Here is a 25,228-nt window from a genome sequence, read left to right on the forward strand (position 1 = left end):
CAACCTTTCTGCCTACAGAGAAGTATTTCGCTGTATCCGATGAGCTTGAGCTTCCCACCAAGCCTTGTTGGTTAGTGCTTAAAGTAGCTCACCTGGTTATGTCTATTGTGTCATCGTCACCGGATTATCAGCTCATATTTCGCTCCTTACCCGGCAACTATTTGCTGTTGAACCCCGATGGTACAATAGTGGAATGTTCGGCTGGCTTCGCTTCGGTAGCTAGGCGCCCACCCGAAAGCTTGGTCGGCGGCAGTATTGCCGCCGTCTGGTCGCACGCGCCCGAGTTGGTGGTGCGCCTAACTGACCTGTTGGAGCAAGCCCGCCGTACCAGCCAACCCCAAACTCTCTCGCTTTCCACCGAAGCCTCCCCCATTGTCCGCTCCCCGCGCTTCACGTGCAGCCCGTTGGTTGATGCGCAAGGCCAGTTGCTTCACTTTTTGCTTTCTCTAGAGCCTGAAATAGCGCCCTTAACTCCGCCCGTTGCGCCCATCGACAGTGCTTCCTCCCTGTTGGGATTGCAGCAGCAACTCGATTCCACCAACCTGACGCTGCAACAAGCTCTGACTAATGTAGACGTACAGCGTGACCGTCTTCATACCTTGTTTATGCAGGCACCGGCCGCCGTAGCCAGTTTGGTAGGCCCCGAGCACGTGTTGGAATTAGTTAATCCCCGCTTTCAGCAGCTGGTAGGAACTCGGCCTTTGCTCGGCAAAACCTTCCGAGAAGGAATCCCCGAGTTGCAGGGCCAATTGTTTTTCGACCAGCTCGATATGGTTTACAAAACCGGCGAAACCTTCTATGGGCGGGAACAGCAAGCCTACATTGACCGGAACAATACCGGGCGCCTTTCTCCCTACTACTTCGATTTTATTTATCAGGCCATTCGCAACGCAGCGGGCCAGGTGGAAGGCGTACTCGTGTTTGCCTACGAGATTACCGAGCAGGTACTGGCGCGCGAGCAGCTAAAGCAAAGTGAGCTGGAATTGCAAAGCGCCAACGAAGAACTTGCCACCACCAACGAGGAGCTAGCTACCACCAACGAAGAGCTGTACGCTTCTAATGAAGAGTACCTGGCTAGCAACGCCGAGCTTTCCAGCACCCAGCAGGAACTGCGCATTCTCAACCAGGAACTGGAGCTGCGGGTAAGACAACGAACCCAGGAGTTGGAAGTGGCGCAGAGGGAAGCTGAGCGTCAACGGGCGCGGCTGGAACGCTTTTTTATGCAGGCACCGGCCGCCATCTGCGTTCTGGAAGGTCCCAACTTTGTGTTCGACTTAGTTAATCCGATTTACCAGCAGCTGTTCCCGCACCGCCGGTTGCTGGGCCGGCCTCTGGAAGAGGCCCTACCGGAATTGGCCGATCATACGGCCATGCACACGCTGCGTCAAGTCTACAAAACCGGCGTAACCCACGAAGAAAAAGAGCTGCCCTTTACAGTACAGTCCAAGAATGACGGTCCGCCGAAAACGGTCTATTTCAATTATATCCAGCAGGCCCGCTTCAACGTCAGTGGTGCCATTGACGGCATCTTGGTATTTGCCTACGAAGTGACTGCCCAGGTGCAAGCCCGGCAGCAAGAAGCGCAAAGCATGCGCGCCCTCGAAACTCTAACCAATGCCATTCCGCACTTGGTATGGGCTAGTACCCCAACTGGCGAAACCGAATACTTCAACCAGCAATGGTACACCTACACGGGTAGCACACTCGAACAAGCGCAAGGCATAGGGTGGCAGCAGTACATTCACCCCGACGACCTACCGGCTGTGCAGGAGCAGTGGGCGTTTGCCCTGGAAACCGGCAAGCCGTACCAGATAGAAGCCCGATTGCGCAGCGCGGCGGGTACCCACCGCTGGTTTTTGATACGCGCCACCCCGGCGCGCAACGAGCAGGGCATCATCACCAAGTGGTACGGAGCCGACACCGACATTCACGACCAGAAGCGCTTGGAACAGGCACTGCTGGAAAGTGAACAGTATTTCCGCGTGATGGCCGACCGGGTACCGGTGGTTATCTGGATAACCCGCGCCGATGGCCGTTGCACCTACCTCAACCAGCAGTGGTACGAATACACCGGCCAAACCGAGGCACAGGCACTCGACTTTGGCTGGCTCGATGTGGTTCATCCCGAAGAAGTTGCGCAGGCCCGTACGGTATTTTGGGATGCCAATACGCGCCAGGTGCCGTTTAATTTTGTGTATCGCCTCAAATGCAAGGATGGCTCCTACCGTTGGTTTGCCGACATGGGCCAACCAAAATTCAATTCCGCGGGCGAGTACGAAGGTTTTGTAGGTACGGTAGTCGATATTCATGAGCGCAAAATGGCCGAACAGGCCCTGCGGCTTGCCAGCCAAAAGCTGGCTACCACCAACAAGGAGCTGCGCACCGCCAACCGGCAAAGCGAACAAGCCAACGCCGAGCTGGCCCTCACCAACGAGCAGCTCACGCGCATCAACCAAGACCTCGACAACTTCGTCTACACTGCCTCGCACGACCTGCGGCAGCCCGTCAACAACCTGGCGGGTGTGTTCGAGGAGCTAAAGCGCACGGCTACGTTTCACGACCCCGAGGCCGAGCAACTGGTGGAAATGTTTGAAGGGGCCCTCAACCAGATTCACAGCACCATCCAGGGGTTGGCGGAAGTCGTGCACGTAGAGCGCCGCAACGATGATACCCCGCTCGAGCCAGTGGCCCTGCTCCCGCTCACCAACGGCGTAATCCAGAGCATGCAAAGCCAGGTAGACGCGGCCCAAGCCGAATTTATCTTGGATTTTGAAGCTGTGCCCTCCATACGGTTTGCGCAGTTGAACTTGCAAAGCATCCTTTACAACTTACTCAGCAACGCCCTCAAGTACGCCCACCCCGACCGCAAGCCAGTAGTCCGCGTCAGCAGTGAATTGGCGGCAGATGGTACGCCTGTGCTGCTTGTGCAAGACAACGGCCTCGGGCTTGATATGTCGCGCTACGGCGAAGATTTATTTAAGATGTTCCGCCGCTTCCACGACCACGTGGCCGGTTCCGGCATGGGCCTCTACCTCGTCAACCGGATTGTGCAGCAAGCCGGCGGCCACATCGAAGTCGATAGCACCGTGGGCGTCGGCACTACTTTCCAGCTGTATCTGAAAGTACCAGAGTAGCCCAGCAACACAAAAACGAGCACCGCATATTTGCTTCGGTAGTGGATTGGTTTGCTGCGTACTGCTCGCCGCATCAGCACGCAATACAGTTTTTTATTCCTACCCCGACGGCTTTTGATGGCAACTAGCGGAAAGGCAAAAACTTCTGTTTTACGGGGTTAGGCGGCCTATGTTAAGCCCGAATTTTTTATTTCACCTCGAAACAGTAGTTAGCACTCACTCATCATGGAATAATTTAAATTATTTACTGACGAGTTTCAGCAAACAAAAAAGGACTTTACAGCATCTCAGTGTCTATTTTAAGCTCAAGGATAAGCGTTTGACTATACTTGTTTAGTCCAGTAGTTATTTTTTAGCTAACAAAAATTACATATAAAATACTTGAAACTCACCATTTGGGTCGGCGTATAGTCTCATCCAAATGGATACCTCAACCAACCCTTTATCCGCCGACGCTTCTGATCGGCTACCTGACACTCCTCTGACCACTCCGTTAGTGGTTCCGGTTATAGAGGAGCATGCTGTAGTTCACCGCGAAGTGGTGGAAAGCGGGCGGGTGCGCTTGTCTAAAACCGTGCAAGAGCACGAGGAAGCCATCGACCTTGCTTTGCAACACGAAGAAGTGAATGTAGAGCGTGTGCCCCTCAACCAGTACGTAGCTGATGAGGCTGCTGCTCCTGCCGTCCGCTACGAAGGCGACACCTTGGTAATTCCGGTGGTGCGCGAAGTCGTAGTAAAGCGTCTGCTACTTGTAGAGGAGCTGCGCGTAACCAAGCACCGAGTGGAAACCCACGAAACGCAAAACGTTACGCTTCGGAGCGAGCAAGTCCATGTGGAGCGTATAGCTCCCGATAATACAACGTCTTCCCTTCCCAATTCCCCTAACCAAACCCTTTAATTGTTCACTAATCTTCCAAAGCAATGAGCCAGACAGTAGTAGGAATTTTCGACACAGCTGCCGAAGCGCAGAACGCCGCCCAGCAACTTCAAGCCGCTGGTTTCAGCCTCGATAGTGTAGACGTATCTAACCGCGGCTCGCAATCCGCTTCAAGCTCCGATTCAAGCAACTATACCAACACGAGCGGCACCGCTACGGAAGGTGTTGCTGACGCAGCAGGCCGCACCGGCGATGGTATCAGCAACTTCTTCAGCAACCTGTTCGGTGGCGACGAGTACGACGATACGCACCGCTATTCGCACGTAGCTCGCTCGGCGGGTTCTATTGTAACCGTGCATGCTCATTCCGCTGAAAACGCACAACGCGCCGCCGAAATCTTGGACGCTGCTGGTGCTATCAACGTAGACGAGCGCGCTTCCCAGTCAGGCTACCAGTCTACGGGCGGTCAGGCTTACACCGGTGCTACTACCGCTGACACCGGCGACACAATGTCGGCCAAGGTTATCGAAGAAAACCTGCAGGTAGGCAAGCGGGTAGAGCAAACGGGCGGTGCTCGTCTGCGCAGCCGCATCGTGGAGCGTCCAGTAGAAGCCAGCGTACGTTTGCGCGAAGAGCACGTAACGGTACAGCGCAACCCAGTGAACCGTCCGGCTACAGAAGCCGACTTCAACACCTTCCGGGAAGGCGATATTGAAGTAACGGAAAGCGCTGAGCGCGCTGTAGTGGGCAAAGAAGCCCGCGTGGTAGAAGAAGTAACCCTCGGCAAAGAAGTAACCGAGCGTGAAGAAACCATCCACGACACCGTACGCAAAACTGAAGTAGACGTAGAGCGCATCGAAGGCACTACGGGTACGACCGGCACTACCGGCACCACCGGTACTGCTTACGACGCTGACGATTTGAACACTCGCCGCTAATCCAGCGAGCCTATAAAACGCAAAAAGGTGACCCATATGGGTCACCTTTTTTGTTGTGTCCTTACTCTACGCTACGTCTTACACCACAGCAAGCCGGCTGATGGGCTGGTAGCGCGTAAACTCTATTCCGGGAGCTAGGTATCCGGCACGAATAGGCTCCTCGCGCAACAAATCGGTGCTTAGGTACTTCTTGTTGCTGTCGCAAAGCAGCGTAACCACAGTGGCATCCGGGCCAAGCTCCGCGGCCAGTCGGATAGCGCCTATGACGTTGGCCCCCGACGATATGCCGACCGCTAAGCCGAGTTGCGTGGCTAACTTTTGCGCCATCAGAATAGCGTCGCCATCGTTGGCTTGCACCACGGCATCTAGCTTGTCGAGGTGCACCAGGGCCGGAATAAATTCGTCGGAAATGCCCTGAATGCGGTGCGAGCCTACTTTATAGCCGGTAGTAAGCGTTGGCGACTCGGCCGGCTCTAAGGGATGAATGCGCACCTTCGCGTCCTTGCCCCGCAAATAGCTACCCACTCCCATTACGGTGCCGCCCGTGCCCACGCCCGCCACAAAAGCGTCGGGGGTGCGACCCAAGCCGCTTAGCTGCTGCCATATCTCGACGCCCGTGGTGCGGGCGTGCGCTTGGGCGTTGAGCTTGTTCTCGAATTGCCGGGGCAGAAACACGTCGGAGCGCGAAGCCGCTATTTCCTCGGCCAGTTGAATGCTGCCCAGAAAACCACCTTGAGCTTTGCTAATCAAGGTTATTTCGGCACCCAAGCTCCGGATGATGTTGACCCGCTCGGCGCTCAGCCAGTCGGGCATCAGGATGCGGACCGGGTGGCCCAGCGCCCGCCCGATGGCGGCAAACGCAATGCCCGTGTTGCCGCTAGTAGCTTCCACAATGGTGTCGCCGGGCTTAATGTCGCCGCTTTTGTAGGCTTCCTGCAAGATGTGCAGGGCCATCCGATCCTTGAGGCTACCCGTCAGGTTGTAGTGCTCGCACTTTACGTAGATGCGGCCGGGCTGGCCCTGGTAGTGGTAGTGCAGTTCCAGCATGGGCGTGTTGCCCACCAAATGCCACAAGTGGTTGAACTTCTCGGCTAACTCAGGAGACAGACAACAGGCAGTGGCCGGATGCTCCAGCTCTTCTGCCCGAACGGCCTTGGGGCTAGCAATGAACTCGGTTCCGCCCTTGGATGACCATCGGGCGGAGGTGGCGCGCACGCCGGTGAGAAAAGAAACGGGTACAGCTTGAGGGGCGCAGGTAGCAACGGACATATCGGCAAGAATTAAGGTGGTTGACAACTTAAAACGCCTCTTTTCCTGCAAGCACTCGATCAAGAAAGCTTATCGAAAGAGCATAAAAAAAGCCCTCCCGACAAGTCAGAAGAGCAGCGCCGTTTCGATGAGCATCTTTCAACTTATCTTCTCCCAAACCGGCCGCAGCCGTCTTGGAACAGGATTTAGCACCTGGTATCACTACTGGTTGCTAAGGCATCATAGGGCCTGTCCCTCCGCCTTTCTTGATAAGTGCTCCGGTGAAGGAGCGTGCCGTAAATATAGGCACGCAATGTTACTGCGCAAGAAACCGTTGTAAAAAAGCCATACTTATATACACGTCCCTCGCTAGGCTGTGTGCTTATTAATCCTAGCCGAAAAACCGTCATGCATAGGCGCAGCCAAAGCATCTCGCGTGCTGATGTTGCTAAAGTAACTGTCATGCTGAGCGGAGTCGAAGCATCTTGCTCGAATCGTTGCACTTCTAAGAAGGTTTACCATACTAGCGAGATGCTTCGACTCCGCTCAGCATGACGGTTTAGAGCCTTCTACTTACGCTAGCAGGCAAGGCTGTGGTCTTACGAAGCCCTGCGAGCAAGTCGTAGGACTACAGTATTACTTCGCCAGCTGGCCGGCTGCTTTTTCGTAGGCTTCCACTTCCACAATGCCTAATGTGGCCTTCGCTTTTGGTTGGTCGCCACCGGCGGCAGGGTCTTTTTGGCCCGTTATTTCCACAATGTTGTAGGCGTCCTGGCTTTTGCTGGCACCGGTCAGTTCGATGCGCAATGTCTTTCCGGTTTGGGCGGGGAAGGTGGCCGTGAAATACCCCAGGTTGCGCTCCGTGGTACCCGCAAAAGCTTGCTTCCCATCGACAAGAATGCGGATCGGATACTGGCTAGAGCGCCAGTCCACGAGTTTCATGGCGACTTCACTTATGGCGGCGGGGCGCTCCAACTCATACTGAATCCAAGCGGCGGCAACGGGGCCCTCGCTGTTCCACTCCGATAGCTCGTTGTCGTCGAACGTAAGCTTGGCCTTGTCGGCATTGGAACCGGCCGTGACGCTGGTAATGGCCACCGGGAAGCGCGATGCGGTGAAGGAAGGCGTGACGGGCGTGGGGCCACGTTGCAAGCTACCGGCCAAGTCAGCGCCGGGCAGTTGCTCGGCCAAGCCGTTTTTCTGGGGCATGGCTTTGGATTTCAAGCTTGCTTCGGCGGTTTTCAACCCCGTAGCAGTGGCTTTGAGCTTGATGGTGCCAGCTTGGGTGGTAGTCCGAACGAGTACGCGGTTCACGCCACCTTCCACGGGCAGGCTTTTAGCCAGAATATAATTGTCGGGGCCCTGAGCGAGGCCGCCGCGCCATTCGGCGGGGCCGCTGAGCGCGAAGTGTACTAGGTCGAGGGCGGTGGGGCAACGGCGGCCCTGGGCGTCCACTACTTCCACCTGCACCAGGGCGAGGTCGGCGCCGTTGGCTTGCAGGCCGGCGGGGTGCGTGAGGGTGGTTAGCTTAAGGGCCACGGGGGCGCCAGTGGTTTGGTGCTCGGCCTCGCTTACTTTCTGGTTGCGTGCGTCGTAGCCAACGGCCCGCAGGGTACCGGGCTGCCATACCACGTCTTTGAACGTGTAGAGAAACCGGTGGCTCTGTGTGCCAAAGCCCAACGACTTGCCGTTGAGAAACAACTCCACTTTGTCGCCATTCGACACCACAGTTATGTCTTTCTTGACGCCATCCTTGTAGTTCCAGTGGCCAATGATGTGCGTGCGCGGTTTCTCGGTTTCCACCCAGCCGTCCCATATCACCTGGTGGGCATAGAAGCCGTCTTTGGCAATGCGCAAGGCATCCACCTCGCCGCTGCGGCGGTAGTTTTCGGCGCCGCGGTAGTGGGTGTTGGTATCACTGAACACGATGTTGACGCCGCCCGAATTCACCCGTTTGCCGGTGCCGGGCCGCTCGTGCCAGTAGTCGTACCAGCGTTTCACGTCCTCCATGGCATGCGTGTCTTGGTTGCGGTTGTATTCGGCGGCGCTGGCGTTTTTGTAGAGCGGCCCGTCGCCGTCTTTATGGAAAGGCGGCGAGAATTCGTCCCAATACTTGCGCAGGCCTTCGTCGCGCGAGTACTCCATGGACCACATGGGATGCTTGGCGCTCTTGTTGATGTACAGCATTTCGCCGCCGTACTCGGCCACGTCGATGTCGAGCATTTCGCGCGAGCCGATGGCGCGGCCACCGTAGGGGTCGTACGCGTTACGCAGGGCTTTCATTTCCTGCATGTGCTCGGCACTGATTGACTCGTTGCCGGACTCGTAGAAGACCACGCTTGGGTTGTTGCGGTTGTAGATGATGGCGTCGCGCATTAATTCGGTGCGCTGCTCCCAGCGGCGACCCGTCACGTCTTTCTCGGCGTCGCCGGCAGGCATGGCTTGCAGCAAGCCCACTCGGTCGCACGACTCGATGTCCTGTTTCCAGGGCGTGACGTGCATCCAGCGTACCAGGTTGGCGTTGCTTTCCACCATCAGGCCGTTGCTGTAGTCCGACAGCCAGGCCGGTACGGAGAGACCCACGGCGGGCCATTCGTTGCTGGTGCGCTGCGCGTAGCCGTGCATCTGCATCACTCGGTCGTTGAGTTTCACCACGCCATTGCCGAACTCGGTTTTGCGAAATCCGGTTCGGGTGCGCACCACGTCCAGCGGCTTGCCGTTTACTTTGAGCACGGTGTATACGTTGTACAGATAGCCGTAGCCCCAGCTCCAGAAGTGCAGGCCGCTTAGGCGGGCGCTGGCCGAAACTGTTTTGGTTTCGCCGGGCTGCAAGGTGGTGGCACTGCCCGCAAAGGTTTTCACTAGTTTGCCGTCGGCATCTTCCACTTGCACTTCGTACTCGAAGGTGCGGGCGGTAGCATCCTCGTTGACCACTTGCGCTTCGGCCGTAACCGTGGCCTCGCGGGTTGGGATGCTGAAGTCGCGGGCATAGACGTAGACGCCCGTGGTGCCCAAGCCCGAGAACAGCGGCAGGGTTTGATGCAGGGGCTCTACTACGTGCAGAAACACATTTTTGGGAATGCCACCGTAGTTGGCGTTGAAGTTGCGGTTGCTCCATTGGTAGGTTTGGCCGCTCTTTTTCTCTTTATAGTCCCAGTCGTTGTTGGTGCGCACGGCCAGCACGTTTTCCTGCGGGGCGGGCTTTAGATACTTGGTGATGTCGAAGCCAAAGGCCATTACACCGTTTTCGTGCTCCCCCACCAACTGGCCATTCACGTAAACCTGACCGTGTTGCCGTACCCCCTCAAATTCGACTAGCACTTTCTTGCCGGCATCTTTGGCAGGTAGCCGGAAGTGCTTGCGGTACCAAGCAATACCCGTAGACAGGTCCTTGATGTCCTTTTTGAAGGCGTCGTTTTCGTTCCAGGCCCAAGGCAGCGTCACCGTTTTCCAGCGTTTGTCGTCGAAAGCTGGCGCCTCGGCACCCGTTGCTTCCCCCACGTACACCTTCCAGGCCGGATTGAAGTTGTATTTGGTGCGCGCACTGGTGGGCTCCGCTCCTTGCGCCTGCCCGGCAACCGCCAGCAAACAAACCATAGCTAACCAATAGCGTCTTGAGTGTGGTTCAGGGTAGTAAGCTGAAGACATAGGAACGGGTAGTTGAGTGGCAGGGTGTGTTCCAAGAAAATGATGCGCAACAACGCTTCCCTCCTGTACTCTGCGGCTTACCCGTAATTTTTTCTTCCTGGCTGCTAAAGCCAAGGAGAAAACTAACTACAAGCCTAGCAGGCAATTTGCCTCCTCAGCTGTTGTGCGTCGAGCAAGCAGGGCTTAGGTGAATGTGAGGCTGCTAGAACGACAACTAGGTCGTCATGCTGAGCGGAGTCGAAGCATCTCGCATGCTGACATTGTAGTGGTATTGTCATGCTGAGCGGAGGCGCAGCCGAAGTCGAAGCATCTCGCGTGCTGATGCAGGAGTAGTGATTACCACACTAGCGAGATGCTTCGACTGCGCTCAGCATGACAATACCGCTACAACGTCAGCATGCGAGATGCTTCGACTCCGCTCAGCATGACAAGCGCAAGTTGTTCTACGATTGGTCAACCACTCCTAGGCCGCTTTGCTAGATGCACAACAGCAGCTGAGTTGAACTAGCTTGCAGGCTTCTAGCTCTTTCTCCACCCGCCTAGAGCAGCAAAAAAAGGCTCTGGCAGGTGCCAGAGCCTTTTTTATATCTGATTATATAACACTTAACAGTGTTTACAGAAGCTGCTACTTGCTTTCGTCTACGGGTTTGCCTTGCTGGTGCATGTTGGCGGCTACTAGGTCGTCGGGCATTAGGTTGCTGCTGTACACCATGGCCTTGTTTTTCAGGCCCGAAATGATTTTGTCTTTGCCAGCCAGCAGAGCCTCGTAGCCGTCTTTGGCTACTTCGGCGGGGTCGGCTTTGCTGCCTTCAGCTACCAGCTTCGACTGGTTCATGTCGGCTTTGTTGAAGAAGTCGGTGTCGGTTACGCCGGGCAGCAGGGCCGTGATAGTTACGCCCTTGTCTTTGGTTTCCTCCCGAATGGCTTCTGTAAACGACGTTACGAAGGCTTTGGTGGCGTGGTACACTGCTTGCAATGGCCCCGGCAACTCACCACCGATGCTGGATACTTGCAGAATCTTACCATAGCCACGGGCCACCATTTCCTTTAGGAAGCATTTGGTTAAGACCACGTAGGCCCCAATGTTAAGTTGAATGATGTCCAGTTCGCGGTAGATATCCGTCTCCACAAACTCGCCATATTGGCCTTGGCCGGCATCATTTACCAAGGCATCTATCTGAATGCCTAAGCCTTGTACCTGCTCGTACACCTGAAAAGGAGCTTCCCGCTGAAACAAGTCCCGGGCAATGGGCACCACTTCTACACCGTATTGCTGCCGAAATTCAGCGGCCTTGCTTTCCAATTCTTGCTCGTTGCGGGCCACCAACACGAGGTTGTAGTTGTCCTGCGCGAAAAGTTTGGCGAGTTCGTAGCCAATGCCACTGGTTGCCCCGGTTATGAGGGCGTATTTTTGGTTGTCTGTCATAGCGTTTTGGTTGTTGGGTTCAGTCAGACTTTGGTTTACGACGAGTGGCTAATCCTCGTTTAGCACATCGGAAAGGCATTTATTAGCGTATAAGCCTACAGGTGACAGGGAAGCTAAACCGTAGCTAACGGGTTGTGAGAACAGCGGGGAGTGTCGGCAAGAGCCGGTTGTGGCTTCAGCGGCTCCGCAGGGTGTTCTAAGTGCTCCGGGAGCTTCGTGTCAGACCGTATTTTCCCCGGCGAGCATGCGTGTTGTGCTAGTGCATAGGCTATCTACCAAACAGAAAAATCAGGGTTTGTTCAAGCAGAAACCCGTACTAATCCGGGACCTAAACCCCTGGTTCTGGCCGTTGAGGTAACTATCTTATCCTTCCATTCCTAGGTCCTTGCTTTCCATGCCACCTTACCAACCAACTCCTATGCTTACACCTACTCAAAACTCAACAGCAGTACTGCAACTTCATTTGGTGCCGGCTGGTCGTCGCCTCGACTTCGAGGTTGTGCCTGGTTGCTTTGCCTACGTCTACCGCCGCCAGCACCAGCAGGCGTGGCAGTGCGTAGCCCGCAATGCGTGCAGTCCTTACTTCGACCACACCCCTATTGCTAGAGATTCGCAACCCGAATACGTAGTTTGCTACTGCGATGCGGCGGGCAACATCAAAGCAGCCACCTCTATTGCGGCTACGCCCGCGGCAACACCTCAACATACAGCTTAGCCCTGCCGCGCCGACATGCTCCCGTAGCTTTTCTTCTCATCACCTTAACCGTCTGCGCTATGACAACTTCTTCCAGCCCCGACATCAACCCAAGCCAGTTACTACGCTACATCGTGCAGGTAGACGGTCTGGACACGCCCGAGCGTATCGGTGAGGCGCGCGAGCAACTCACGGGTCTGGGGTTGTTGGTCGACCGCATCGAGCAAGGCGAGATTGAAGTTGCCGTAAGCCAGGGGGTTAATCCGGGAGCAGATGGCATTCACGACACGTTGGAAGCGGCCGGTTTTTCGGTGATTAACATTCAGGCCGACGCCAGCTAAAGACCGATTATCTGCTCCGGTGGGTAACCGCCGAGACACGTTCTTATAATAGCCATTGCTGCCTCTAAACTGGCTGGCAATGGCTATTTTGCTGGGGCTATGAATCGTTTTGATCGAATAACGGCTATTCTGATACAGCTCCAGGCCCGGCGCATGGTGAAGGGGCAAGACCTGGCGGAGCGGTTTGGGGTTAGCCTGCGCACCATTTACCGCGACTTACGCACCCTAGAAGAAGCTGGCGTGCCGCTGTGCGGCGAGGCGGGCGTAGGCTACTGCCTGGCCGATGGCTATCGGCTGCCGCCCGTCATGTTTACGCGCGAAGAAGCCACGGCCCTCGTCACCGCCAAAAAGCTGGTAGCACAGCTCACCGACGCGCATACCGCGCAGCTCAGCCGCGGCGCCATGGACAAGCTGCGCGCCGTGCTGCGCCGCACCGACCGAGACTATATCGAAGAAGTGAGCCCGCGCATCACCATTCTGGCAAACCGGACGCAGCCGACAGCTATGCCGCTGGCCCCTAACGTTCATCAGTTGCTGCTCACGGGCATTGTGAGCCGGCAAGTGGTTTCGCTGGATTATCGAGCGGGCTACCACGGGGCGGCCACCCAGCGCGAGGTCGAGCCTATTGGCATCTATTTCGGGCAGAACTGGCACGTGGTAGCGTTTTGCCGCCTGCGCCAAGAGTACCGCGACTTTCGCCTCGACCGGATAGCACAGCTTCGCCTTCTCGACGAGCAGTTTGCACCCCGCCCCGAAACGCTGCACTCGTACTGGCAGCAGCTAGCGGAACGGCGCCAGCAGTACCCTGCCGTGGTGCGCTTCGCGCCGGATTGCCTGCCTCATTTCCACGAAAACAAGCACTACTACGGTTGGGCGCACGAGCAAACCCTGCCCGACGGCTGGTTGGAAGTCACGTTCCTAACTGGTCAATTAAAGAGTTTGGCTTGCTGGCTGCTTCTCTTCACTGGCCGGGCCAAAGTGGTGTCGCCGCCGGCCTTGCACCAGCAATTACGCGAGCTAGCGGTGGCCGCCTACGAGTCGTTTGGGCAAGAGTAGCCGGAGAAAGTGGAGCGCTCAAATAAAGTTGACTGGCGGCATTTCCTACTGACATAGGGCTGTCAGTGGTGGCTAGTAGGTTTGGAATATCATTCACCAAACCTCTTTTCCGTTATGCTAACCGACACGCTAGCCCCCTTTGCCCAAGCCCTGGTAACTGAACTCGACGACGAGTTGCAAACCACCCGCCGCGTGCTGGAGCGCGCCCCCGAAGCACACTTCTCCTGGCAGCCTCACCCCAAGTCGATGGCTCTCGGGCACTTGGCTACACACATTACCGACCTGATAGGCGGCATTGCCCACACCCTCCATACCACCGAGGTAGACCTGGCTCACTTTCTGGAACAGGAAGAGCACCCGGCCACTACCACCGCCGAGCTACTCCAACGCCTCGACACCCAGGGCGCTGCCGCTCGGGCCGCCCTTCTAGCAGCCACCCCCGATGATTTCGAGCAGCTCTGGACGATGCGCCACGGCGAACAAATACTCATGACCAACACCCGCGCCGAGGTTGTGCGGCACCTCATTAGCCACACGGCCCACCACCGTGGTCAGCTCAGCGTGTACCTGCGTTTGCTCGATGTACCCGTACCCGCCATCTACGGTCCTTCCGCCGACGAGCCCATGTTTCCCGGTTAGCACTTTGATTAAGTGAACTACATCCGAAGCCCCAACTACTGCTTGTAGCTGGGGCTTTCGCGCAACTGCGCAAACCTTGCTAGCTCTTTATTAAGCTTCGCTGTGCGACATGACACCCGTGGCAGCCAAAAGGATGGGGCGCACATTGGCGGGTTGCACTTTGTAACTCGGGCGGCGGGCCGTGTAGAGGCGTTGTTTGGGCATGCGGGTCACGCATACACAATCGCCTTGGTTGCCGCCGAGCACGTGGTAGGCGGTTTCATCTTCGCCCACGTACAAGCCGACGTGACCGGCGCGGCTGCCATCGGCAGTACGCCGCACGAATACCAGCACGTCGCCGAGCATGGGCGTTTTGGTGAATACACCGAACGTGCCCCAGTTCAGGGCCCACAGCGGGTCCTTTACCGGTGATTTAGCGGCCCGCCTGGCTACTACCGCCATAAACAGCCCACACCACGGAATACTGTCGGCCACGTACATCTGCGCTACGCTTTTGATGCCCGTTTCTTGTGCCCAGCGGATGATGGTAGGGTTGTTGGCTGCCCCCGCCAACTCGACGGTGCCTAATTCGGCCAGCGCTTCTTTAATCATGCGGGGCCCGGTTTCTTCTCTTAACCACTGATACTTCTGGGGAAGCGTTGCCATAGCATAAGTCGGTATGTAAACTGGATATCAACACAACAGGTCAGCAGCATCCAGATCAGTCGCAATACCTTATATTCCAAGTGCATACTTAATATTAGAAAAAATCAATATTTAAAGCAATACTTAGCAAGCAATTTTATGTTGTGCAGCCACGACAGCAACACAAACCATATAACAACCCATCATATAAAGCTTATCAAAGCATCAAGCCTACTGACACGACCAAAATAACGGTCATGCTGAGCACAGTCGAAGCATCTCGCGTGCTGACGTTGCCAAACTAACGGTCATGCTGAGCGCAGTGCAACGAAGCCGAAGCATCTCGCTCGACTCGTTGCAATGGCTAAAGGGTTTACCACACTAGCAAGATGCTTCGACTGCGCTCAGCATGACGGTTAGTGTTGCAACGTCATCTGTACAACCTTAGCACGTGAGCTGCTTTAGTCCCAGTCCCTGGCTTGATGCGCTACATGCTCAGCGGACCGGTACTTTGGCAGTATCAGTACGCTTGATGCCTCTAGCGGGCTCAGTAGGACGGTTTTGTGCTTTATATTTCTACCTGGCTCACGGTCACGAGAGCAAAGCGCTGCGTTTTTGGTAACCGCCCGGTGTGTGGCCGGTCCAGCGTTTGAAGGCTCTAGAGAAAGCACTTAACTCATTATAGCCAAGCATGTATGACACCTCTTTGAGCGGATGCGCGCTGGTGTGCAAGTAGTGCAAGGCTAATTCCTTGCGCACATCGTCGGCTAGCTGCTGGTAGGTTAGGTTTTCCTCACGCAGCTTGCGCTGCATGTTACGGACGCTGGTGTTGAAGTTGGCAGCAATATCTTCTAGCGTAGGGACACCCATGTTGGCATTGGCCAGCAGATACCGGCTTATTCGGTCGCCTATTGGTTGGTGCTCGGCGAAGGTCGTTTGCAAGGAGGCCGCCTTTTCCAGCAGAAGCCGCTGCAATTCATAATTAGCCGTCAGGATGGGCTCGTGCCAGTAGTGCTCCTCGAAAACCAGGCTGATGTCGTCAATGGCGGCGGTTATGGTTTCGCAACGCAATACCCGCTGGTATTCCGGCAGTTCGGCGGCGCTGACTGGCAGCCGCACTTGCCGCGGCTGGATTTTGGCCAGCACCAGCCCGTTTACTTCGTGCAATACGAGGGCCAGCAGCACATCACGCAGTTGCCGCACCACAAATGTGTCTTCTTGCTCCTGTTCAGAGGTGGGCACTAGTTGTACTTCAAAACTGCCTGCCGTAGTGCGCACTTCCATCGTGAACAGGTCGGTGAGCAGGTGGATGTAGACAGCCGCATGCGTTAGGGCTTCACCTACGGTGCGGCTGCTGCGCACCAACTCGCCGACAATGCCTAGCGCAGCTACTTGCAGTGCTTCACCTAAGTGTAGCCCCAGCAGCTCGTCGCCGCTTAGGTGTACCGCGTTGCGCCACAAGTCGCTGATTTGCTTGGAGGTTAGGGTGGGACCTTGGCCTTGCTTTAGCGCTTCAAATTCGATGCCGGCCAGTTGGCAGAGCCGGGTTACGGGCACGTCCTTTTGCGCGGCGTAGGCTAGCAGTTGCAGGGCCACTCGTTGGTGATTGTCTTGCATGGTTTGAAGATATCAGTTGCTAACACGACCTGTATGCGCTTGTCGTGAAGTGGTAAGAGGTTGGCGCCCAAGGGTAAGATGGCCGGCCAGGGTCTGCTATACCTTCGCTGTCATGGAAACACTCACTATCGCGCTGCTGGTGGCTGTACACGGCCTCTTCGCGCCCCCATCGTCCAAGGCTGCTTCTGACCAGGCTGCCTACCCTTCATTCCTCATTTCTTCGCCCCAACCCCTTACCTCCATGGAACAACAAGCCGAGCAAACCGTCCGCAAATTCCTTACCGCCGTGCAGAAAGGCGACCAAGCGCAACTCGCATCCTCCCTCCACGACAACGTTGAGTGGCATCAGCCCGGCAACAACAAGTTTGCGGGACTTAAAAAATCGAAAGCAGAGGTGTTTCAAATGGTGGGCGGCATGTACGAAATGTCGGCCAATACGCTGGCTCTTACCGCTGTCGATGTGATGGCCGTGAACGGCAACCGGGTTGCTTGCCTGCTGCACTGGAAAGGCGCCCAACCTCCCGGCGACGTGCTGGACGTCGATAACATCGACGTCTACACTGTAGAGAACGGCCAGATTACGCAAGCCACCGTGTATTCCGCCGATCTTACGCAGGAAGACCGGTTCTGGGGCAAGTAAGCGGCAGTCAATAACCGTACTTGCCCCCGGCTGACACTACCGCAGCGTTTCGTGGGGTCGGCCGGGGGCAAGGCGTGAAGACAGGTAGCAGAACGGGGTGGGCATAATTTGCTAGAGTCCGTTTTGTGGCATTGTTTAAGTTACTAAGAGTCAGCGGTAAGCCTTGGATTTTGTGCGCAGCCCCAACAATTACTGGCTCGGGACGGTAGCTAGCGCATAAAACAAGTTGTATGACTGATACAGTGCTTATTGTTGGGGCCGGCGCCGCCGGGTTGTATGCCGCCCGTACGCTAGTCCAAGCGGGCCGCAGCGTGGTGGTGCTCGAAGCCCGCAACCGCCCCGGCGGCCGGATTCACACGTTCACCGACGCGGGCTTTTCGGCCCCCACCGAGGCGGGAGCCGAATTTATGCATGGGGCCGTACCCCTGACGCGAGGCTTGCTCGACGAAGCCGGCTTGACCAGCTTCCCTACCACCGGCTCCACTTACCAAGTAATCAAGGGGCACCTCCACGAATCCGAAGATTTCATTCAGGAGGTGCCACAGCTACTCGAACAGTTGCACGCCCTGCCCCACGACATGCCCCTAGCCGACTTTCTTACCGAATACTTCGGCGAGGAACAGTACGCCCCTATGCGCGAGCAAGTCACGCGCTTCGCGGAAGGCTATGACGCCGCCGATGCCCAACGGGCCAGCTCGTTTGCTTTGCGCGAAGAACTAAGCGGCGGCGGCTTCGACGATTCGCCCCACCCCGAAGGCACCTACGGCAACCTGATGGCACGACTCGTTGCAGAAGTGGAGGCAGCAGGAGGTACATTCCACTTCTCCACCGTCGTGCAAGAAATACGCTGGCAGCCCGGCCAAGTGGACATTCGCACCGCCGACGGGCGCCGCCTTCAGGCGGCACAGGTGCTGCTTACTGTGCCGCTAGGCATCTGGCAAGCACCACCCGACAGCCCGAGCTACATCCGCATCGAGCCGGAATTGCCGGAGCACCGGGCAGCAGCGGCCAACTTGGGATACGGGGCCGTTATCAAGGTGCTACTAGAATTCAAGGACGCTTTCTGGCAGCAGGCCTCGCCGCAGCTAACGCAACCGATGCCCGATTTGAGCTTTCTGTTTTCGGATGCGCCCTTCCCTACTTGGTGGTCGCAATTGCCCGACCCGCGCCCCTTGCTCACGGGTTGGCTGGCTGGTCCCGCCGCCACTCGCCTCCGCACCACCCCCGCCGAAACACTGCTTGCCCAGGCGCTGGACTCGTTGGCCGGTCTGCTCGGTACTACGCCTGCGTTTTTGCGCAGTCAGCTTCTAGCGCACCGCATTGTTAATTGGGCTGCTGATCCTTATGCGCTTGGGGCATATGCCTATACTACTGTGGGCGCCAGCGAACAACGGACCACGCTGGGTACACCGGTTGCCAATACACTTTTCATTGCCGGCGAAGGCGTATATGATGGACCCTACATTGGCACTGTGGAAGCCGCACTCACCAGCGGTGCCGACGCGGCCCGCCAGCTACTGGACGCTTGATGTACTTGCCGACTAAAGCCTGCACAAGCAGAAAAATATCCTTCCGAGCGGAGGAAGGAATCTACTTTAACTTGTTGAACGGGTTACTCTAGATTCCTCCCTCTGGTCGGAATGAAAAGCGGCACTTTAAAACAGGTCGTTCACTAAGTCAGGCGCAAAAAGAAACAGGTGGAGAAGTACGGCCGCCGAGCCTGCTTCCCCACCTGCGCTGTTTCGGGTGCACTTGGCTTGCTTTGCAGCGAGCTTCGCGCATCCCCCAGCTGTTTTCTTCAACAACCTCTTTGGGTTGCCTTGCTTTCGCGCCTTGCCCTAGTAAAAAACTAAGGCAGCAGGCATAAAAAAAGCCTTCCAGGTGAGTGGAAGGCTTTCAAAGGAAAATCAATTGATGATTTTATATTTCCAATGGTGCAATAGCCTTCCAAGCTCGAACCGAATTATTGTTCGAATTATTGTTGGAAATATTATTGCAGAAAAGACGCATTTGGCTACTCGTTTTGCTGACGTTTACGCAAGTATAAAGTGCGGGTTAAGCAATTCCAAGCAAAATCATAGATACTTTGTCGGCAGGTTGCAGCGGAACACTGCTTACACTTCGCTAGTCGTCTCCTAGCAACGAGTCGCGCACTTCGCGGATAGCCCCGGCAACGGCGCTTGGCACTAGGGTATCGGGGTGCAGCAGCTTGAGGAGTCGCAGGTACTTGCTGCGCCCTTCGGCCAGCATATGCGGCGGCACTTCAATGACGAACAAGCTAAACGGTTCCACTTTCTGCACGCCTACCAGCAAGAAACGGTCGGCATTTAGGGCGTCGGAGTAGAAAGCGGCTTGGCGGTCGTAGTCGTAGCCCGTGCACTGCGAGTAGAAGTGGTCATGGTCGCGGGCCAAGGTGGTTTTAAAATCGACGATGGTGTAGGGTTGGCCGGGCTGGTCGATGATGAGGTCCGCGCGGAGCTTGCAGAGGGTGCCCGTGGTGGGCTCGGTAAAGATGCAGCTCGGCTCGGGCATGCCCGTTTCCAGCAGCTTATTTAGCTCGGGATTGAGCTTCACCCCATCTACCATCCACCAAATCAAACTGTCGTTGATGCCCGGCAGGCCCGGTTCGTACAGGTCGGGCTCTAGCAGCGCGGTGTGGAATGCCGTGCCTAAGCCTAAGGCGCCTTGTGAACTAGTGGAGCGGGGCGGGCGGCCGTGGAGGGCATCGCGCAGCCGCGAAAGGTCGGAGTTGGCAATGGCGGGCAGTGCTCGGTAATCGTCGTAGGGGACGCGTAGCAGCTCGGGACGCGGGGTGGGGTTCGGTTCAGTCACGGGGAAGCAACAACGATTGTCCTGAAAAGGCTCCGGTGGAAAGGAGGGTTCTACTAATGATAAGGCTTTTTCAGGAAATGCGGCAAGGCGTACTAGCGCTGCCATTTCAAGGTCACTGATAAGGTGTTTATCATCAGTCGGTAAGTACTAATCGAGTAATCTTTTTTCTTTTTCTAAGGCTTCTACTTTATGGCCGTATCAGCCCCACCCCTGAGTTGGTAAAGCAACTTATACTCCTCGCAGTAATAACTATGCCTGACCGGACATCCGCGTTGTCAAAGCATTTGGTATGCTTATGTTGCCACCACGACCGGTCATGCTGAGCGCAGCCGAAGCATCTTGCGTGGTGAGGTTGTGGTACTATTGTCATGCTGAGCGCAGTCGAAGCATCTCGCTCGACTCGTTGAGCTCATTAGGGGGTTACCACACTAGCGAGATGCTTCGGCTGCGCTCAGCATGACGGTTACTTTAGCAACGTCAGCACGCGAGATGCTTCGACTGCGCCTCCGGCTGCGCTCAGCATGACCGGTAGGACCGGTAGTGGTCGCAACGGCAACTGATGGGATGCTTGACTGCGTCACCTGCTCAGTTTGACGGTTAGCACGTAAGGCTTCGGCAAATGCAGTGAGTGGAGAAACTTTATATGGTGACTTAACTAGTCAAGCTTTTTAAACAGAAGGCGCATCACTGCTTAGCCGTGGCCGGGCAATTACGCGGGCGGGGGCGCCATCGGCACCGGTGATTTTCAGGGGCAGACAAATCAGGTCGTAGAGGCCGGGCTCCACGTGTTGCAATGCCAGGCCCTCGATGATGCTAATGCCGGCTCGGAGCAGAATATTGTGCGTGTCGGCGGGGCCCACAGACAGGTAATCGACGCCTACGCATACTACGCCTTGCTCGCGCAGCCACTCGGCCGCATCAGCACGGACGCGCACAAAATCGGGGTTGAAGGGGGCTTGTGCCCACTCCCGGTCGGAATTGCGGGTTTTGAAAATCAACCGTTCACCTGGTTGCAGCAGCAAGCCTTCCAGCTCGGGGCGCGTGATGAAGTGCGGGTCCTGAATGGCTACCACATGCGCTGGCCCCATAAGCGTGCTCAGATCCAGCGCGGCCACATCGGCGCCGTCGTCGAGGAAGTGCAGGGCCGCATCGACGTGGGTGGCCGTGTGTACACTGAGGCTCATTTCCGTGACGTTGGCCGCATCGCCGCGCTGAATGCTCAGCGTCTTTTTGATGTGAACGGGCGCATTGTCAGGCCAGTAGGCCATGCCATCGGAAATCGGGGTAGTGAGGTCAAGCCAGCCGGACATACAAAACAAGGTATAGCACCAGCTTTTGAGTTGGTGCGCATGACAGAAGTAGCGCGAAGCCTCCGCTTCGCGCATTGTTGCATATATCGGTTACGGACGAGCACGACTGCACGTTCCATAGAAAGCAGAGCCAACTCTGGCGTTTGCCCGTGGTAGCATGGCCGTTCGGCTACTCCTACTCCCCTAGCCTAGGTTGCAGTAGCTTGGCAATGAGGCCCGTCCAGCCGGTTTGGTGGCTGGCCCCAAGACCCTTGCCGTTGTCGCCGTGGAAATACTCGTGGAACAGCAGGTAGTCACGGAAATTAGGGTCTTGCTGGAGCTGCTTGTCGTCGGCGTAGATCGGACGGTGGCCGTTGCTGTCGCGCAAGAACAGCTTGGTGAGGCGGCTGGTGAGGGCATGCGAGATTTCCAGCAGGGTGCAGTACTGCCCCGAGCCGGTAGGATATTCCACCTTGAAATCGGGCCCGTAGTAGTGGTAGAAGCGTTGTAACGACTCCACTATCATGAAGTTCATGGGCATCCAAATGGGGCCGCGCCAGTTGCTGTTGCCCCCGAACAAGGACGTGCTAGATTCGCCCGGCTCGTAGTCGACCCGGGAGTTGGCGCCGTCGGAGTGCTCGAACACATAAGGGTTCTGCTGGTGGTAGCGCGACATCGAGCGCACCCCGTATTCCGACAAGAACTCGGCCTCGTCGAGCATGCGGCGCAACAGCTTTTTCATGCGGTGCCCGCGCAGCAACGACAGCAGGTGCGTTTGCCCTTTGCCGGGTTCCTGCCAGCGCGAAACCATAGTGGCCAGCAAGGGGCGGTTTTCCAGAAACCAGTTCATACGGCTTACAAACTGCGGCACATTTTTCAGCGCGTCTTCTTCCAGCACTTCCACCGCAAACAGCGGCACCAGCCCCACCATGGACCGCAGGCGCAGCGGCGTGCGCTTGTTGTTGTCTTCGTTGAGCAGCACGTCGTAGTAGAACTCGTCTTGATCGTCCCACAGATCTAGTTGCAACTCCGCCACGTTGGCCATGGCGTAGGCGATGTAGAGGAAGTGCTCGAAGAACTTGCTGGCCATGTCTTGATACACTGGGTTGGTTTTAGCCAGCTCCAGCGCAATACGCATCATATTCAAGGCAAACATGGCCATCCAGCTTGTGCCATCGGCTTGCTCGATGTGGCCGCCGGTGGGCAGCGGGGCGCTTCTATCGAATACCCCAATATTATCGAGCCCGAGGAAGCCACCTTCGAAAACGTTGCGGCCGTTCAGGTCTTTGCGGTTCACCCACCACGTGAAGTTGAGCAGCAGCCGGTGAAACATGGTTTGCAAAAAGGCAGTATCGGCGGGGCCGTTGTGCTTGCGGTCCATCTGGTACACGCGCCAGGTGGCATAGGCGTGCACTGGGGGGTTTACGTCGCTCAGGTTCCACTCGTAGGCCGGCAGCAGGCCGTTGGGGTGCATGTACCAGTCGCGGGTGAGCAGCAAAAGCTGGCTTTTGGCAAACTCCACGTCCACTAGCGCCAGCGGAATGCAGTGAAAAGCGAGGTCCCAAGCAGCGTACCAAGGGTACTCCCACTTGTCGGGCATCGAAATGACGTCGAAGTTGTTGAGTTGCTCCCAAGCTGAGTTGCGGCCTTGGCGGCGCTGGGCTGGCGGGGTCGGTTGGGCGGGGTCGCCGTGCAGCCACTGCCACACGTCGTAGTAGTAGAACTGCTTGCTCCAGAGCATGCCGGCCAGCGCCTGCCGCTGCACGTTGCGGGCGTCTACGTCGTGCAGGTCGGTTTGCAAGTGCTGGTAGAACGCATCGGCTTCCTGCCGGCGCAGCTTCATGACGTGCTCGAAATCGGCGAAGGGGTTTTTCAGCTTCGGCGAGGCCAAGCGCAACCGCAGCACCCGGCTTTGCCCGGCCGGTATGTGCAGCACATAATGAGCGGCGGCTTTGGTGCCGCACTTTTCCGGGTTCACAGCCTGATGCCGCCCGTGCACCACGTAGTCGTTGATGCCGTCCTTCTGGTAAGGCTCCACGTTCGGGCAATTGTGCAGCCGCTCTAAGTTGCTTTCGTTGTCGCAGAAAAGTAGCTCTGGCAGTTCGCCGTCTAGCGGCTCGCAGTGCAGCATGAGGTCGGGCAGGTTGTCGTGCTGAATCTGCACCTGCCCAGCTTCCGTGGCCCGGAGTTCGGGCTTGTAGTTGTCGTAGCCCCAGCTCCACGTGTTGCGAAACCAGAGCTGCGGCAGCACGTGCAGCGGCGCATCCTGCTCGCCGCGGTTGTGCACTGTTATCTGAAGCAGGATGTCGTGGGGGTCGGCCTTGGCGTAGTCGAGGAAGATGTCGAAGTAGCGGCTGTTGTGGAATATCTGCGTGTCATTGAGCTCGAATTCCGGCTTCAGGCGGCCCCGGCGGGCGTTTTCATGTACTAGCCACTCGTACGGAAACGTGTGGTGCGGATACTTGTAGAGCATCCGCATGTAGGAATGCGTGGGGGTATTGTCGAGGTAGTAATACAGTTCCTTGACGTCCTCGCCGTGGTTGCCTTCGGGCCCGCTGAGGCCGAAGAAACGCTCTTTTAAGATTGGGTCGTGGCCGTTCCAGAAGCCGGGCGCCAAGCACAATAGTTGCTTTTGGTCGCAAATACCGCCGATGCCTTCCTCGCCCCACCGGTAGGCGCGGCTGCGGGCTTGGTCGTGGGTGGTGTAGGTCCAGGGTTGGCCATCGGCGCTGTAGTCTTCGCGCACCGTTCCCCACTGCCGGTCACTTACATAGGGCCCAAATTGGTGCCAGCGCGCTTTCCCTTTGTGTTCTTCGTGTTGCCGTTCTTGCTCTTTCGTCATGGACCTCACCCTAAATTTTCCATTCACAAGAAGATAAAAGCTCGGCGTTAAGTTTTGATGAATTACCGACAAAGGCTATTCTTCTTCTCTAAAAGAGCAGCAAATAGCTGGTGCGAGAAGGGTTAAATATCTTCAAGTGAGGAACTGAAAATAGCTGACAAACGCAAGAACAACCCGCGCCTGTCATGCAGAGCCTGCCGAAGCATCTCGCGTGCTGACGTTGCCAAAGTAACCGTCATGCTGAGCGGAGTCGAAGCATCTCGCTCGATTCGTTGAACTGATAAGAGGGTTTACCACACTAGCGAGATGCTTCGACTCCGCTCAGCATGACTGTTCTTATAGATCGTTCATGCATTAATAAACCATCCCTAGCCCCACTTCAGTTGAGGTGGGGAACTAGCTTTCGCAGCTCGCTTAACTTTGATGAGTGTAAGGGCTTTCCTGACTCAGCCATTGTCGGCGAAGCCGGGGTAGAGGGTCATGCCGCCGTCGGCGAAGAGGGTGATACCGGTGACGTAGTCGGCTTCGTCGGAGGCTAGCCAGACGGCTACGCTGCCGATGTCGGCGGGGTCGCCGATGCGGCCGTAGGGAATAAGGGTGAGCAGGCTCTTCTCTTCTTCGGGCGTGTCGCGCGCCGACTCGTTGATGGGGGTGGCAATGGCGCCGGGCCCGATGCTGTTCACCCGGATTTTGTGGGGTGCTAGCTCCTGCGCCATGGTTTTCATGAGCTGCATGATGCCGCCTTTGCTGGTAGCGTAGTTGACGTGGCCGGCCCACGGAATCACCTCGTGCACGGAGCTCATGCAGATAATCTTGCCGGTGGCCTTGGAAATTTCGGGCTGCGGACCGCGCTTCACAAACTCGCGGGCGGCTTCGCGGGCGCACAGGAACTGACCGGTCAGGTTTACGTCAATCACCTTTTGCCACTGCTCCAGCGTCATGTCCAGCAGGGGCGCGTCCACCTGAATACCGGAGTTGTTGACGAGGATGTGCAGCGTACCAAACTCCTTGCGAATTTGGTCGAACATGGCCAGCACCTCGTCTTCTTTGCTGACGTCGGCCTTGATGGCAATGGCTTTGCCGCCAGCCTTCGTGATTTGGTCTACTACCTCTTCGGCTCCTTCGGGGCTGTGGGCATAGTTGACAACGACCGTGGCTCCTTCGGCGGCCATGGCTATGGCTACTCCGGCTCCGATGCCGGAGCTGGCTCCGGTTACTAGGGCTACTTGGTTTTGCAAACGTGGGGTTGCAGCAGGCGAAGACATAGTATTGCGGGTTGATGAATACCTCAAGACTAGATTATTGGGCTGTAGGTTACATGAAGTTCGCGTTTCGTGCTCAGCGGACGAGTTGCACTCACCTGTTTCTTGCTCACAAGGCCCC

Annotated in this window: 18 protein-coding genes and 1 riboswitch; of the genes, 9 read left to right on the top strand and 9 right to left on the bottom strand. The window is 56.6% G+C overall.

Annotated elements, in window-relative coordinates; translation table 11 throughout:
• The first annotated feature begins 98 nt into the window (after positions 1 to 98).
• The 3 genes from P1X16_RS11870 to P1X16_RS11880 all read left to right on the top strand — a co-directional run bounded on the left by P1X16_RS11870 (position 99) and on the right by P1X16_RS11880 (position 4,949).
• Positions 99 to 3,134 carry a PAS domain-containing protein gene (locus P1X16_RS11870; RefSeq protein ID WP_277229058.1) on the top strand — a complete coding sequence of 1,012 codons (3,036 nt, stop codon included), beginning with the start codon at positions 99 to 101 and terminating at the stop codon, positions 3,132 to 3,134.
• 421 nt (positions 3,135 to 3,555) lie between these two features.
• Positions 3,556 to 4,032 carry a YsnF/AvaK domain-containing protein gene (locus P1X16_RS11875; RefSeq protein ID WP_277229060.1) on the top strand — a complete coding sequence of 159 codons (477 nt, stop codon included), beginning with the start codon at positions 3,556 to 3,558 and terminating at the stop codon, positions 4,030 to 4,032.
• 23 nt (positions 4,033 to 4,055) lie between these two features.
• Positions 4,056 to 4,949 (top strand): YsnF/AvaK domain-containing protein, encoded by an 894-nt coding sequence (locus P1X16_RS11880; protein ID WP_277229062.1) that lies wholly within the window; start codon positions 4,056 to 4,058, stop codon positions 4,947 to 4,949.
• Positions 4,950 to 5,027: 78 nt separating this feature from the next.
• Here P1X16_RS11880 and P1X16_RS11885 read toward each other — a convergent pair whose 3' ends face one another.
• The 3 genes from P1X16_RS11885 to P1X16_RS11895 all read right to left on the bottom strand — a co-directional run bounded on the left by P1X16_RS11885 (position 5,028) and on the right by P1X16_RS11895 (position 11,271).
• On the bottom strand, positions 5,028 to 6,218 hold the full coding sequence (locus tag P1X16_RS11885; RefSeq protein ID WP_277229064.1) for a PLP-dependent cysteine synthase family protein: 1,191 nt from the start codon (positions 6,216 to 6,218) through the stop codon (positions 5,028 to 5,030).
• Positions 6,219 to 6,358: 140 nt separating this feature from the next.
• Positions 6,359 to 6,473: riboswitch (SAM riboswitch) on the bottom strand.
• A gap of 360 nt (positions 6,474 to 6,833) precedes the next feature.
• Entirely contained in the window at positions 6,834 to 9,794 is a 2,961-nt protein-coding gene (locus tag P1X16_RS11890; RefSeq protein WP_277229066.1) for a DUF4982 domain-containing protein, read from the bottom strand.
• Between the two features lie 676 nt (positions 9,795 to 10,470).
• Entirely contained in the window at positions 10,471 to 11,271 is an 801-nt protein-coding gene (locus P1X16_RS11895; RefSeq protein WP_277229068.1) for an SDR family oxidoreductase, read from the bottom strand.
• A 418-nt stretch (positions 11,272 to 11,689) separates the two neighbouring features.
• Between P1X16_RS11895 and P1X16_RS11900 the strand changes: the two genes are divergently transcribed.
• The 4 genes from P1X16_RS11900 (at position 11,690) to P1X16_RS11915 (ending at position 14,001) form a co-directional block, all read left to right on the top strand.
• The gene (locus tag P1X16_RS11900; RefSeq protein WP_277229070.1) at positions 11,690 to 11,986 is read left to right on the top strand and encodes a hypothetical protein; all 297 of its coding nucleotides are present in this window, start codon (positions 11,690 to 11,692) and stop codon (positions 11,984 to 11,986) included.
• A gap of 59 nt (positions 11,987 to 12,045) precedes the next feature.
• Entirely contained in the window at positions 12,046 to 12,306 is a 261-nt protein-coding gene (locus P1X16_RS11905) for a hypothetical protein (protein ID WP_277229072.1), read from the top strand.
• 99 nt (positions 12,307 to 12,405) lie between these two features.
• A complete protein-coding gene (locus tag P1X16_RS11910; RefSeq protein ID WP_277229074.1) occupies positions 12,406 to 13,362 on the top strand; it encodes a YafY family protein in 957 nt (318 codons plus the stop codon).
• A 114-nt stretch (positions 13,363 to 13,476) separates the two neighbouring features.
• Complete coding sequence (locus tag P1X16_RS11915; RefSeq protein WP_277229076.1) at positions 13,477 to 14,001, top strand: DinB family protein; 525 nt, start codon at positions 13,477 to 13,479, stop codon at positions 13,999 to 14,001.
• Positions 14,002 to 14,091: 90 nt separating this feature from the next.
• On the opposite strand, the gene P1X16_RS11920 is transcribed toward P1X16_RS11915, so the two are convergent.
• Entirely contained in the window at positions 14,092 to 14,646 is a 555-nt protein-coding gene (locus P1X16_RS11920) for a TIGR02594 family protein (protein ID WP_277229078.1), read from the bottom strand.
• A gap of 570 nt (positions 14,647 to 15,216) precedes the next feature.
• Positions 15,217 to 16,242: an AraC family transcriptional regulator gene (locus P1X16_RS11925; protein WP_277229080.1), complete on the bottom strand. Its 1,026-nt coding sequence runs from the start codon at positions 16,240 to 16,242 to the stop codon at positions 15,217 to 15,219.
• Positions 16,243 to 16,354: 112 nt separating this feature from the next.
• Here P1X16_RS11925 and P1X16_RS11930 point away from each other — a divergent pair, with 112 nt between their 5' ends.
• A complete protein-coding gene (locus P1X16_RS11930; protein ID WP_277229082.1) occupies positions 16,355 to 16,882 on the top strand; it encodes a nuclear transport factor 2 family protein in 528 nt (175 codons plus the stop codon).
• Positions 16,883 to 17,112: 230 nt separating this feature from the next.
• Entirely contained in the window at positions 17,113 to 18,411 is a 1,299-nt protein-coding gene (locus P1X16_RS11935; RefSeq protein ID WP_277229084.1) for an NAD(P)/FAD-dependent oxidoreductase, read from the top strand.
• Positions 18,412 to 19,006: 595 nt separating this feature from the next.
• Here P1X16_RS11935 and P1X16_RS11940 read toward each other — a convergent pair.
• The 4 genes from P1X16_RS11940 to P1X16_RS11955 all read right to left on the bottom strand — a co-directional run bounded on the left by P1X16_RS11940 (position 19,007) and on the right by P1X16_RS11955 (position 25,110).
• Positions 19,007 to 19,714, bottom strand: coding sequence for a PD-(D/E)XK nuclease-like domain-containing protein (locus P1X16_RS11940; protein WP_277229086.1), 708 nt, complete (start codon positions 19,712 to 19,714; stop codon positions 19,007 to 19,009).
• A 668-nt stretch (positions 19,715 to 20,382) separates the two neighbouring features.
• Complete coding sequence (locus tag P1X16_RS11945) at positions 20,383 to 21,024, bottom strand: cyclase family protein (protein WP_277229088.1); 642 nt, start codon at positions 21,022 to 21,024, stop codon at positions 20,383 to 20,385.
• A gap of 175 nt (positions 21,025 to 21,199) precedes the next feature.
• Positions 21,200 to 23,845, bottom strand: coding sequence for a glucosidase (locus tag P1X16_RS11950; RefSeq protein WP_277229090.1), 2,646 nt, complete (start codon positions 23,843 to 23,845; stop codon positions 21,200 to 21,202).
• A gap of 446 nt (positions 23,846 to 24,291) precedes the next feature.
• A complete protein-coding gene (locus tag P1X16_RS11955; RefSeq protein ID WP_277229092.1) occupies positions 24,292 to 25,110 on the bottom strand; it encodes an SDR family oxidoreductase in 819 nt (272 codons plus the stop codon).
• Between the last annotated feature and the right edge of the window lie 118 nt (positions 25,111 to 25,228).

This window comes from Hymenobacter sp. YC55 (genome assembly GCF_029433095.1).
In the GTDB taxonomy this organism is placed as follows: Bacteria; Bacteroidota; Bacteroidia; order Cytophagales; family Hymenobacteraceae; genus Hymenobacter.

Coding starts and splice junctions, on each gene's coding strand:
- P1X16_RS11915 (WP_277229076.1), top strand. CDS start 13,477: ATGCTAACCGACACGCTAGCCCCCTTTGCCCAAGCCCTGGTAACTGAA.
- P1X16_RS11885 (WP_277229064.1), bottom strand. CDS start 6,218: ATGTCCGTTGCTACCTGCGCCCCTCAAGCTGTACCCGTTTCTTTTCTC.
- P1X16_RS11950 (WP_277229090.1), bottom strand. CDS start 23,845: ATGACGAAAGAGCAAGAACGGCAACACGAAGAACACAAAGGGAAAGCG.
- P1X16_RS11955 (WP_277229092.1), bottom strand. CDS start 25,110: ATGTCTTCGCCTGCTGCAACCCCACGTTTGCAAAACCAAGTAGCCCTA.
- P1X16_RS11935 (WP_277229084.1), top strand. CDS start 17,113: ATGACTGATACAGTGCTTATTGTTGGGGCCGGCGCCGCCGGGTTGTAT.
- P1X16_RS11890 (WP_277229066.1), bottom strand. CDS start 9,794: ATGGTTTGTTTGCTGGCGGTTGCCGGGCAGGCGCAAGGAGCGGAGCCC.
- P1X16_RS11930 (WP_277229082.1), top strand. CDS start 16,355: ATGGAAACACTCACTATCGCGCTGCTGGTGGCTGTACACGGCCTCTTC.
- P1X16_RS11875 (WP_277229060.1), top strand. CDS start 3,556: ATGGATACCTCAACCAACCCTTTATCCGCCGACGCTTCTGATCGGCTA.
- P1X16_RS11880 (WP_277229062.1), top strand. CDS start 4,056: ATGAGCCAGACAGTAGTAGGAATTTTCGACACAGCTGCCGAAGCGCAG.
- P1X16_RS11910 (WP_277229074.1), top strand. CDS start 12,406: ATGAATCGTTTTGATCGAATAACGGCTATTCTGATACAGCTCCAGGCC.
- P1X16_RS11920 (WP_277229078.1), bottom strand. CDS start 14,646: ATGGCAACGCTTCCCCAGAAGTATCAGTGGTTAAGAGAAGAAACCGGG.
- P1X16_RS11905 (WP_277229072.1), top strand. CDS start 12,046: ATGACAACTTCTTCCAGCCCCGACATCAACCCAAGCCAGTTACTACGC.
- P1X16_RS11925 (WP_277229080.1), bottom strand. CDS start 16,242: ATGCAAGACAATCACCAACGAGTGGCCCTGCAACTGCTAGCCTACGCC.
- P1X16_RS11945 (WP_277229088.1), bottom strand. CDS start 21,024: ATGTCCGGCTGGCTTGACCTCACTACCCCGATTTCCGATGGCATGGCC.
- P1X16_RS11900 (WP_277229070.1), top strand. CDS start 11,690: ATGCTTACACCTACTCAAAACTCAACAGCAGTACTGCAACTTCATTTG.
- P1X16_RS11870 (WP_277229058.1), top strand. CDS start 99: ATGTCTATTGTGTCATCGTCACCGGATTATCAGCTCATATTTCGCTCC.
- P1X16_RS11895 (WP_277229068.1), bottom strand. CDS start 11,271: ATGACAGACAACCAAAAATACGCCCTCATAACCGGGGCAACCAGTGGC.